Source organism: Amycolatopsis sp. NPDC005003 (assembly GCF_053600695.1).
In genome coordinates this window covers 1-9,772 of the sequence record NZ_JBSGAI010000104.1, presented here as the reverse complement: position 1 = coordinate 9,772, position 9,772 = coordinate 1, and the positions used below count along the sequence as shown (strand labels likewise).

Here is a 9,772-nt window from a genome sequence, read left to right as displayed (position 1 = left end):
TTGTGGGAGAGTAGGACACCGCCGAACTTACCGTGAAGAGAGGGCCTGGGCCCGGTAGAGACCACGAGTCTCCCGGCCCAGGCCCTTTCTCCATTCCCGCCTACCATCACGCGAGACCCGTCCCCAATCACGCGAGATCTGGCCCCCAATCACGCGAGATCCGGCCCCCAATCACGCCAGTTCCGGCCCGGATCACGCGACTTACGCCTGGCCGGCGGCCGCGCAGCGGCGGCCTCCCCGCCCGCGTGACTACTCCGCCGGGCGGCGGAGCAGGTACGTGTCCATGATCCAGCCGTGCCGCTCCCGGGCCTCGGCGCGGGCCGAGCGGATCCGCTCGGCGAGAGCCGGGGTGAGCGGGCCCGAGATCAAGATCTCGTCGGGCGTCCCCACATAAGCGCCCCAGAAGATGTGCAAGCCCGACGACGTGAGCTGGTCGAACGTCGTGTTCGCGTCCAGCAACACGAACACGTCGTCGACGCCCTCGGGCCAGCCCGACGCCAGCCGGCGGCCCGTCGTCAGCTGGACCGCTCGGCCGATCTGGTTCATCGTCGTCCGGTGGCGGGCCACCAGCGCCGAAATACTGCTGATCCCCGGCACCACTTCGTACTCGAACGACACCTTCCCCCGGGCCAGCACCGCCTCGATCAGCGCGATCGTGCTGTCGTACAGCGACGGGTCGCCCCACACCAGGAACGCGCCCACCTCGTCCGGGCCCAGCGAGGACAGGATCAGCGACTCGTACACCGCCGCCCGGGCCGCGTGCCAGTCGGCCACCGCCGCCCGGTAGTCCGCCGGGGTGCGGTCGCGGGGCGGGTCCTCCGCGAGCACCACGCGGTACGAGCGCGTGACGTACCGGTCGAGGATCTCCTGCCGCAGCCGCACCAGGTCGGCCTTTTCGGCGCCCTTGTCGAGCACGAAGAAGACGTCGACGCGGTTGAGGCGGTCGATCGCCTGGACCGTCAGGTGTTCCGGGTCGCCGGCGCCGATCCCGATCGCGTAGAGCTTGCGCATCCCGCGAGTCTGGTGGGGGTCGCGACCGAACCCCTACCCCCGATGGGTATAAAGGAAGGAGAGCGAAAAGGAGCCGCTGATGATCGAGACGAGCTACACCGTCGAGGGCATGACCTGCGGTCACTGCGCCACGTCGGTCCGCGAAGAGGTCTCCGAGGTCGACGGTGTCCGGCAGGTGGACGTCGACGTCGAGAGCGGGCGCGTCACCGTGACCAGCGACACCCCGCTGTCCGCGGACGCCGTCGCCGCGGCGGTCACCGAGGCCGGTTACCGGCTGGTCGCCTGAACCATGACCACCGCGACCCGCGTCGAACTCGCCATCGGCGGGATGACGTGCGCGTCGTGCGCCGCCCGCGTCGAGCGCAAGCTCAACAAGGTCGACGGCGTGACCGCGACGGTCAACTACGCGACCGAGAAGGCCCAGGTCACCTACCCCCATGCGCTGTCGGTCGACGACCTCAAGGCCGTCGTCGAAGCCGCCGGTTACTCCGCGCGGCTGCCCGAGCCGGCGGCGCCCGGCGAAACGGCGGCCCCGCGCGGCCGGTTGCTGGTCTCCGCGGGCCTGACCGTCCCCCTGGTCGCGCTCGCGATGGTCCCGGCTTGGCAGTTCGCGAACTGGCCGTGGGTCGCCCTGGCCCTCGCCGCCCCGGTCGTGACCTGGGGCGCGTGGCCGTTCCACCGCGCCGCCGCGGTCAACCTGCGGCACGCCACCGCCACCATGGACACGCTGATCTCGCTCGGCGTCGTCGCTGCCGTGGCCTGGTCGCTGTACGCACTCCTCTTCGGTGCCGGCCACCACCACCTGTACTTCGAGGTCGCCGCCGCGGTCACCACGTTCATCCTGGCCGGCCGCTACTTCGAGGCCCGGTCCAAACGCCGCGCCGGCGCCGCCCTCCGCGCGCTCATGGACCTCGGCGCGAAGGACGTCACCGTCGTGCGCGACGGCGAAGAGCACCTGGTCCCCATCCACCACCTGCGGGTGGACGACGTCTTCGTCGCCCGGCCCGGCGAAAAGATCGCCGCCGACGGCGTGGTCACCGAAGGAAGCTCCGCCGTCGACACCAGCATGCTCACCGGGGAGCCGGTGCCGGTCGAGGTCGGGCCGGGGGACGCGGTCACCGGGGCCACCGTCACCGTCGGCGGCCGGCTGTTCGTGCGCGCCACCCGCGTCGGCGAAGACACCCGGCTGGCGCAGCTGGCCCGGCTCGTCGAAGCCGCGCAGAACGGCAAGGCCGAGGTCCAGCGCCTCGCCGACCGGGTCTCGGCGGTGTTCGTCCCGCTGGTCGTCCTCGCGGCGCTGGCCACGCTCGTGGTCTGGCTCGCGACCGGCGGCCGGCCCGACCAGGCGTTCACCGCCGCCGTCGCCGTGCTGATCATCGCCTGCCCGTGCGCGCTCGGCCTCGCGACGCCGACGGCGCTGCTCGTCGGCACCGGCCGTGGCGCGCAGCTCGGCATCCTCATCAAGGGGCCCGAGGTGCTCGAGAACACGCGCCGCGTCGACACCGTCGTCCTGGACAAGACCGGCACCGTCACCACCGGCCGGATGACGCTGGTCGAGGGCGGCGGCGAGGCGCTGCGGCTGGCCGGAGCCGTCGAGGCCGCGTCCGAGCACCCGATCGGCCGCGCCATCGCGGAGGCGGCGAAACAGCGGTTCGGCGCGCTCCCGGCCGTCACGGAGTTCCGCAGCACGCCCGGCGTCGGCGTGTCCGGTGTCGTCGAGGGACGCACGGTCAGCGTCGGGCGGGCGGCGGACGGTGCCATCGGCGTCTCCTGGGACGGGGAAGTCCGCGGGCACCTGGTCGTCGCCGACACGATCAAGCCGACGTCCGCGCGAGCCGTCGCCGAGCTGCGCGAACTCGGCCTGACGCCGATCCTGCTGACCGGCGACCACGCCGGCGCGGCCCGGGCGATCGCGGCCGAAGCGGGGATCGACGAGGTCGTCGCCGAGGTGCTGCCGGAGGGCAAGGTCGACGTCGTCAAGCGGCTGCAGGCCGAGGGCCGCGTGGTCGCGATGGTCGGCGACGGCGTCAACGACGCGGCCGCGCTCGCCCAGGCCGACCTTGGCCTGGCCATGGGCACGGGCACCGACGCCGCCATCGAGGCGAGCGACCTGACGCTGGTGCGCGGCGACCTGCGCGTGGCCGCCGACGCGATCCGCCTGGCCCGCCGGACACTGGCCACCATCAAGGGCAACCTGTTCTGGGCGTTCGCGTACAACGTCGCGGCGGTGCCGCTGGCCGCGCTCGGCCTGCTCGACCCGATGATCGCGGGGGCGGCGATGGCGTGCTCGTCGGCCTTCGTGGTGAGCAACAGCCTGCGGTTGCGCCGGTTCCGCTGAACCCCCGGAGGGTATAGTCGGGGGTCAGGGACGGGCGACGACGGGACAGGTGGGCGATGACGGGTTACGGCACCGAGCGGGAGGCTTATCTCAAGCGCCTGCGCCGGATCGAGGGGCAGATCCGCGGGCTGCAGCGGATGGTCGAGCAGGACAAGTACTGCATCGACATCCTGACCCAGGTCTCGGCGGCGACGAAGGCACTGCAGTCGTTCTCGCTCGAGCTGCTCGACGAGCACCTGGCGACCTGCGTGGTCCAGGCGGCCGCCGCCGGCGGTGAAGAGGCGGACCTGAAGGTGCGCGAAGCTTCGGACGCGATCGCGCGCCTGGTGCGTTCCTAGCGCACCAGCACGGCCAGCGTGAGGCCGCCGGCGTTGGTCGTGAAGTGGACGATCACCGACGCCAGCACACCCCGGCCCCGGTGCCGCCACCAGTGCAGGAAGATCCCGGCGACACCGGCCGCGGCCATCGCCAGCACCTGGAGCACCACCACCGGTGTCGCCCCGAACACCGCGTGGACCGCCGCGTTGCGGCCGATCGCGAGCGCCGGGAGGGCATGCCACAGGCCGAACAGCGCCGCCGCGCCGAGGATCGGTGGCCAGCGCCAGCGGTCGTCCGTCGCCCCCAGCAGGCCCGGCAGCACGCCGCGGAACGCCACCTCCTCGATCAGCACCGTCCCGAACAGGATGCGGCCGCAGGTCAGCCACAGCAGCTGGCCGAAGCCGGGGTCGCCGACCCGGCCGTCCTGGTACACCGTGCGCAGCGCCGGCACCGCCAGCGCGATCCCGAACACGACCGCGATCAGCCCGGCGCCGGCCAGGCCGACCAGCGCGGGACGGCGCAGCGTGCCCAGTCCGAGCCCGGTCCACGTGCACCCGGCGGCCCGGCCGAGGGCCACCAGGAGCGCCGCCGCGACCAGCCCGCACACCGGGTACGCCCAGCCCGACACCACGCGGTTCGCCAATGTCGTCGACGCGGCCAGCACGACGACCGTCGCGACCAGGGCGAACGTTCGTGTCAAGGAATGATGTCCCGGGAGTTCAGCGCGTCGGTCAGCCGTTCGCGCAGTTCGGCTGCCGTCGCGTGCGGGTCGATCGCGGACGGCGGCGAAAGCACCTTCGAAATCACCGTCGACAGGTTCTGGTACGCCGGGGTCAGCGGCCGGACGGCGGCGTCCGCCAGCGCGGCGAGGATGTCCGGCTTCATCGGGAACTTCGCCGCCATCGTCGAGCCGGGGGCGGCCGGGTCGAGCGGCGCCGGGTCGTCGTAGACCGAACGCGTCGTCGGGGCCAGGCCGTCCTCGATCGCCTGGAACTTCTGGCTCGCCGGGCTGCGCAGGCACAACGCGGCTTCGAACGCCTCCGCCTTGTGCGGCGAGTACGTGCTGACCGCCAGGTTGAAGCCGCCGACCGTGACGCGGCTGGGCCGACCGGGCACCACCGACGGATACCGGGCCCAGCGCACGTGCGCCAGGTCCTGCGGCTTTTCCTTGGCGTAGGACGCGTAGACGTACGGCCAGTTCAGCTCCAGCGCGCCCTGCCCGCGCTGGAACGCCTGCCGGACCTCGTCCTCCTTCGAGTTGCCCAGCGACGGGTCCGTGACGCCGGCCGTGGCCAGGGTCTTGAGCACCTCGAGCGCGCGCACGGCGCCGTCGTCCATCAGCACGGACTTGCCGTCGTCGGACAGGACGTGCCCGCCCGCCGACGCGACCAGCGTGTTGTAGAAGACGACGAGACCCTCGTACTGGGCGCCGGTGAACAGGACGTTCCCCGGCTGGCCCGCCGCGTTGAGGGCCTTGGCCTGGGCGATCATGTCGTCGAACGTCTTCGGCGGCGACGGCGTGCGCCGGTCGTCGTACCAGAGCAGCTGGACGTTCGTGTGCTTCGTCGCCGCGTACAGCTTCCCGTTCCAGCGCGCGGTCGAGAGCGGAATCGGCAGGACGTCCCGCGTTGCCTCGGCCTCGGCCGCGCCGGTCCACGGCACCACCCAGCCGGCCTCGGCGAACTCCGGCACCCACGTGACGTCGAGGCCGAGGACGTCCAGCGACGGGTCTTCCGCGGCCAGCCGCCGGACCATCTGTTCGCGCTGGCCGTCCGCGCTGCGCGGCAGCTTGTGGTAGACGATCCGGTACCGGCCGTTCGCGGCCGCGGTGCAGGTGTCGACGACGTGCTGGAGGTTGTTTTCCGGCGAGACGTACAGGTTGACCGTGACGCCGGAGCTGGCGGCGCACGCGCTGAGGGTGCCGGCAGCCAGGGCCGTGACCAGCGCGATGTTCGTTGGCCTCACCCGAAGAGCATGAAGGCTGCCCGGGCCGGCGGGCAAGGGGTCAGCCGACGGCGTCGGTGAGGTTCGCGGGCGAGCGCCGCTGGACGGGCACTCTCTTCGACATCGGCAGGGTGGCCTCGGGATCGAAGGGCCCGGGCCGGTCGTCGAGGGCGAGGGCCGCGTCGGCGAGCAGGGACCGGCAGCCGGTGAGACTGGCGTGGAGCTTGTCGCGGACGTCGGTGAGGGCGTTGACCTGGCGTTGGGCCGCTTCGACCAGGCGCTCGGCTTCGGCTTCCGCGGTGGCGACCTGCTTCTTCGCTTTGGCGTCGGCGGTCGTCACCAGGCGTTCGGCCTTGCTTTCGGCGGTCGTGACCAGGCGTTCGGACTTGGTCTTGGCCGCCTTGACCAGCTTCGCCGCCTTGGCCTCCGCGGTCTCGACCTGCGTCTTCGCCTCGGCTTGGGCGGTGCTGACCAGACGTTCGGCCTTCGCCCTCGCCGCCGCTTCCTCCTCGGCCAGCGCGCGCATGGCGTCGGCGCGGCGGACCGTCATCGCGCGCGTGTGATCCTCTTCCTGCTGGGCACGGCGGTGCGCGGCGGCTTCGTCGAGCTCGCGGCGGCGCTGCTCGGCGGCCCGGAGGAGCTCCTCGTGCTCGACGCGCCGGCGTTCCGCCTCGGCTTCGGCCTCGGCGACCAGGCGGCGTTCCTTCTCCGTGAGCCGGGCGGCTTCCCGCTCGGCTTCGCGGACCAGCCGCTCGGCCGTTTCCGTTGCCCGCGCGATGATTTCGCTCGCTTCCTCGCGGGTCAGCTCGATCATCCGGCGGGACCGCTCCTGCAGGGCGTCCGGCTCGATCGGGGTGCGGCTGATCCGGTCGATCTTCATGCGGAGCTCACGGTTGTCCTCGACGAGCGCGGCCACGCGCTGCCGGGCGGAGTCGCGTTCGGCGGCGATTCTGCGCATCTCGTCTTCGGCCCACGCGACGTACTCCGCGACCTGAGCGCGCTGAAAACCGCGCCACGCCAGGTCGAATCCGGGCTGCGTGCGCACCACGTCCTCGCCACCGCCGGGGGCCATGCCTCACCTCCGAAAAGGATGATTTCTCCTCGGCCGCACGTTTTCCTTGCGGCACCTGGAATTCCGGGTCCACCCCAGTGTGCCGCAAACCGGCCCCCGCGCGCTGCCCGGGCGGGGGTTCATTCGTCGAGCGGTTCGCCGGGGCCGGTGGACGTGCTCCGGACGCCGGGCAGCTCGGCGAGTTCGGCGGCCAGGTCGTAAAGATCACCGCGGCCGTCGAGGCGCAGCGTCACGACCGCGATCCGTTGCCCCTCCTCGGAAACTGCAACATCCGGGGCTTCGCCCCGGGCCGGGGGCTCCGCCACCCGGACCCCCCAATCGGGGTCGTGGTCGACGTCAACGTGGTGCACGCTCCACCCTCGTCCGGTGCACACGGCCAGCGCCGCGCGCAGCACGCCGTGGCCGTCGAGGTAGCTCAGCCGCACGACGGGTGGTTCGCGCCGGTGCCGCGCGACGAGCCGCTGCAGCGGCGGGAAGCCGCGGGTCACCACGAAGTGCCCGATCGTCGTGCCGACGGCGAGCACCGGCAGGCCGGCACCGCACGCCGCGCCGATCGCGGCGGTGAGCCAGATCGTCGCCGCCGTCGTCAGGCCGCGCACGGCGTCGCGGCGGACGAAGATCAGGCCGCCGCCGATGAAGCCGATGCCGGAGACGATCTGCGCGGCGATCCGCGACGGGTCGAGTGCGACGTGGTCGGTGCCCAGCAGGTCCGCGAAGCCGTACTTCGACACCAGCATGAACACGGCCGAGCCGACGCCGACCAGGCTGTGCGTCCGCAGGCCCGCGGCCTTCATGCCGGCTTCGCGTTCGAGCCCGATCGCGACGCTGAGCACCAGCGCGAGCAGGACCGGCGGCAACAGCTCCCACTGCGCCGGTGTGGACCACAAAGTGGGCAAGGTCACTCCCTCTCGGGGTCGTCGGTGCGGCAAGCGAGGAGACTCGCCGGGGCCCGTCACCAGGGGATACTGGGCCGGAAGCCCTGATCGTGCCAGGTGAGGTGGGACACGTGACAGCGAGTCGGCCGGCCCCGGACTTCGTCGGCTACCCGGAGGTCCGCCGCGGCGTCCGCGCCCTGCTCGGTACCCGCGCCGGCGTCCACCGCCGCCGGGTGCCGGCCTGTCCGGAGTGGACCGTCGCCGACCTGGTGGGCCACCTCACCGGGATCGCCGAGCGGGTGCTCGAGCGCCACGGCGGCGCGGTGCCGGTGCCGGCCGGGTCGACGGTGCCGGAGCTGCTCGACCACTGGGACGACGTCGGCGAGGACCTCGACCGCCGGCTCGCCGAGGCGGGTGGCCGCAGCGGCGAGGTGATGGTGATGGACGCCTACACCCACGAGCTGGACCTGCGGGCGGCGCTGGGGGTGCCGCCGCCGGTCGAGCACGCGGCCTGGGCGCCGAGCTTCGAGGTGCTGGTCCGCGGGTTCTCGGGCTCGGTCGCGGGCCGCGGCCTGCCGGCGGTGCGCCTGCGCACCACGGGCGGCTCCCAGTGGACGGCCGGTGTGGGCCGGCCCGCGGCGACGCTGACGGCGCCGGCTCACGAGCTCTACCGGGCGCTGGCCGGACGGCGGTCGCTGGGCCAGCTCGCGGGCCTGGAGTGGAGCGCGGCACCGGGGCCGTGGCTGCCCGCCTTCAGCTGGGGCCCGTTCGCCCCGCCGCGGTCGCCCGGAGCCTGATCCGCGTGCTCAGCCGCCGGGCGGGGTCACCGTCAGCAGCGCGGCCAACGCCAGCACCACGACGCTGAGCAGCACTTCCACCACCACCGCCTGCCGCAGCCGGCGCAGGTCGGCCGTGATCGTCGTGCCCTCCGCCACGGGAACCATGCTCTGGTGGACCGCGCGGCGGGACCGGCTCGCCACCGCCAGCAGCGCCGCGAACCCGGCGATCTTCAGCAGCACCAGCAGGCCGAACGTGGTCGTCCACAGCGTCGGCAGGGACGGCATGATGCGCAGGGCCAGCACCGCGCCGCTGAGGGCGATCACCGTCACCGAGCCCGCCGCGATGCGGGAAAAGCGGGTCGCGACCGCGGCCAGGTTCTCGCCGGGTGCCGGCCGGAACAGGCACCAGGCCAGCTGGACCAGCCCGCCCGCCCAGACCGCGATCGCGCCGAAGTGCGCCAGGTCCGCCGAAACCGAGACGAACATGACCGGGTCGGTGACCGGGTGGCCGGTGGCCGAGAACGTCAGCAGCACGAGGAAGCCGGCCACCATGGCCAGGTTCTCGTACCGGGACCGCAGCCGGTCCGGCAGCCCGGGCCGCAGGAGCCGGGGCAGCAGCACCACCAGCGCGGCCACGGCCGCCAACCGCAGCAACAGCAGCTTGCCGTACGCGACGCGCAGCGTGTCCGCCAGCAGTGCCGTGTCGAACACGGCTTCGAGGTTGCGCCCGGTCGCGTACGGGCCCTGCAGCACGAACGCCGCGACCGCGCCCGCCGCGACGAGCCAGGCGCCCCCGTGCAGCAGCTTCCGTGCGGTCCGGTCGGTGCGGCCCGCCGGGCGGCACAGAATCACGAACGCCAGGCCGCCGAGCAGGACGACGCCGACGTAGGCTAGCCACCGGACGGCCGTCGAGACGAAGTCCACGCCCGGGTCCGTGCCGGTCGCCGCGGCCACCGCGCCGGCCGACGTCACGAGCGGCCCGGTGCCCACGACGAAGGCGAACGTCCCGCGCACCGGGTGGGAGTCGGCGGACACGAAAGCGTATTCGACGAGGTAGCCGCCGTCCGGCAGGTCCGGCTTCAGCCGGACCGCGAGCTGCTCGGCGACGTCGCCGGGCTGGAACACCGGCCCGGTGTCGACCTGACGGCCCGCGAGGTCGACGACCTTGATCGAGCCCGGCTGGATGCCGACGTTCTCCGACAGGGTGACCGAAACCAGGGACGGTGCCGCGGTGAGGCGGGCACCGTCCCCCGGGGTCGACGAGACGATTTCTACGTGGGCCGAAGCCGGAGCGGCGCCGAGCACCAGCCAGCCGACGAGGAAGGCCAGCAGGGCCAGCGCGCGCTTCACGGCGTGGCGAGGGCGGTCTTCGGCAGGCCGCAGGTGCACCCGGTCAGCTCGTGCTCGGCCGCCGAGGCGCGCCGGTGCAGGACGA

10 protein-coding genes are annotated in these 9,772 nt (G+C 73.1%); 4 read left to right on the top strand and 6 right to left on the bottom strand.

The window, feature by feature from the left end; translation table 11 throughout:
- Positions 1 to 249: 249 nt before the first annotated feature.
- Positions 250 to 1,011 carry a precorrin-6A synthase (deacetylating) gene (cobF, locus tag ACWED2_RS48105; protein ID WP_449697200.1) on the bottom strand — a complete coding sequence of 254 codons (762 nt, stop codon included), beginning with the start codon at positions 1,009 to 1,011 and terminating at the stop codon, positions 250 to 252.
- Between the two features lie 79 nt (positions 1,012 to 1,090).
- Here cobF and ACWED2_RS48100 point away from each other — a divergent pair, with 79 nt between their 5' ends.
- The 3 genes from ACWED2_RS48100 to ACWED2_RS48090 are packed head-to-tail and all read left to right on the top strand — an operon-like array spanning position 1,091 to position 3,687.
- Entirely contained in the window at positions 1,091 to 1,297 is a 207-nt protein-coding gene (locus ACWED2_RS48100) for a heavy-metal-associated domain-containing protein (RefSeq protein WP_449697199.1), read from the top strand.
- A 3-nt stretch (positions 1,298 to 1,300) separates the two neighbouring features.
- Positions 1,301 to 3,349: a heavy metal translocating P-type ATPase gene (locus ACWED2_RS48095; protein ID WP_449697198.1), complete on the top strand. Its 2,049-nt coding sequence runs from the start codon at positions 1,301 to 1,303 to the stop codon at positions 3,347 to 3,349.
- Positions 3,350 to 3,405: 56 nt separating this feature from the next.
- Positions 3,406 to 3,687 carry a metal-sensitive transcriptional regulator gene (locus ACWED2_RS48090; protein WP_086678475.1) on the top strand — a complete coding sequence of 94 codons (282 nt, stop codon included), beginning with the start codon at positions 3,406 to 3,408 and terminating at the stop codon, positions 3,685 to 3,687.
- Here ACWED2_RS48090 and ACWED2_RS48085 read toward each other — a convergent pair.
- The 4 genes from ACWED2_RS48085 to ACWED2_RS48070 all read right to left on the bottom strand — a co-directional run bounded on the left by ACWED2_RS48085 (position 3,684) and on the right by ACWED2_RS48070 (position 7,579).
- Positions 3,684 to 4,367 carry a CPBP family intramembrane glutamic endopeptidase gene (locus tag ACWED2_RS48085; RefSeq protein WP_449697197.1) on the bottom strand — a complete coding sequence of 228 codons (684 nt, stop codon included), beginning with the start codon at positions 4,365 to 4,367 and terminating at the stop codon, positions 3,684 to 3,686. The two genes, ACWED2_RS48090 and ACWED2_RS48085, sit on opposite strands and share 4 nt — an antisense overlap.
- On the bottom strand, positions 4,364 to 5,632 hold the full coding sequence (locus ACWED2_RS48080) for an ABC transporter substrate-binding protein (RefSeq protein ID WP_449697196.1): 1,269 nt from the start codon (positions 5,630 to 5,632) through the stop codon (positions 4,364 to 4,366). Before ACWED2_RS48080 ends, ACWED2_RS48085 begins: the two co-directional genes overlap by 4 nt.
- A gap of 40 nt (positions 5,633 to 5,672) precedes the next feature.
- A complete protein-coding gene (locus ACWED2_RS48075; RefSeq protein ID WP_449697195.1) occupies positions 5,673 to 6,683 on the bottom strand; it encodes a DivIVA domain-containing protein in 1,011 nt (336 codons plus the stop codon).
- Positions 6,684 to 6,802: 119 nt separating this feature from the next.
- On the bottom strand, positions 6,803 to 7,579 hold the full coding sequence (locus tag ACWED2_RS48070) for an MgtC/SapB family protein (RefSeq protein ID WP_449697194.1): 777 nt from the start codon (positions 7,577 to 7,579) through the stop codon (positions 6,803 to 6,805).
- Positions 7,580 to 7,689: 110 nt separating this feature from the next.
- Here ACWED2_RS48070 and ACWED2_RS48065 point away from each other — a divergent pair, with 110 nt between their 5' ends.
- Positions 7,690 to 8,355, top strand: a complete 666-nt coding sequence (locus ACWED2_RS48065) for a maleylpyruvate isomerase family mycothiol-dependent enzyme (protein ID WP_449697193.1) — start codon at positions 7,690 to 7,692, stop codon at positions 8,353 to 8,355.
- A gap of 9 nt (positions 8,356 to 8,364) precedes the next feature.
- On the opposite strand, the gene ACWED2_RS48060 is transcribed toward ACWED2_RS48065, so the two are convergent.
- Complete coding sequence (locus ACWED2_RS48060) at positions 8,365 to 9,642, bottom strand: copper resistance CopC/CopD family protein (protein ID WP_449697201.1); 1,278 nt, start codon at positions 9,640 to 9,642, stop codon at positions 8,365 to 8,367.
- Positions 9,643 to 9,772 lie beyond the last annotated feature (130 nt).

Coding starts and splice junctions, on each gene's coding strand:
- ACWED2_RS48075 (WP_449697195.1), bottom strand. CDS start 6,683: ATGGCCCCCGGCGGTGGCGAGGACGTGGTGCGCACGCAGCCCGGATTC.
- cobF (WP_449697200.1), bottom strand. CDS start 1,011: ATGCGCAAGCTCTACGCGATCGGGATCGGCGCCGGCGACCCGGAACAC.
- ACWED2_RS48095 (WP_449697198.1), top strand. CDS start 1,301: ATGACCACCGCGACCCGCGTCGAACTCGCCATCGGCGGGATGACGTGC.
- ACWED2_RS48090 (WP_086678475.1), top strand. CDS start 3,406: ATGACGGGTTACGGCACCGAGCGGGAGGCTTATCTCAAGCGCCTGCGC.
- ACWED2_RS48100 (WP_449697199.1), top strand. CDS start 1,091: ATGATCGAGACGAGCTACACCGTCGAGGGCATGACCTGCGGTCACTGC.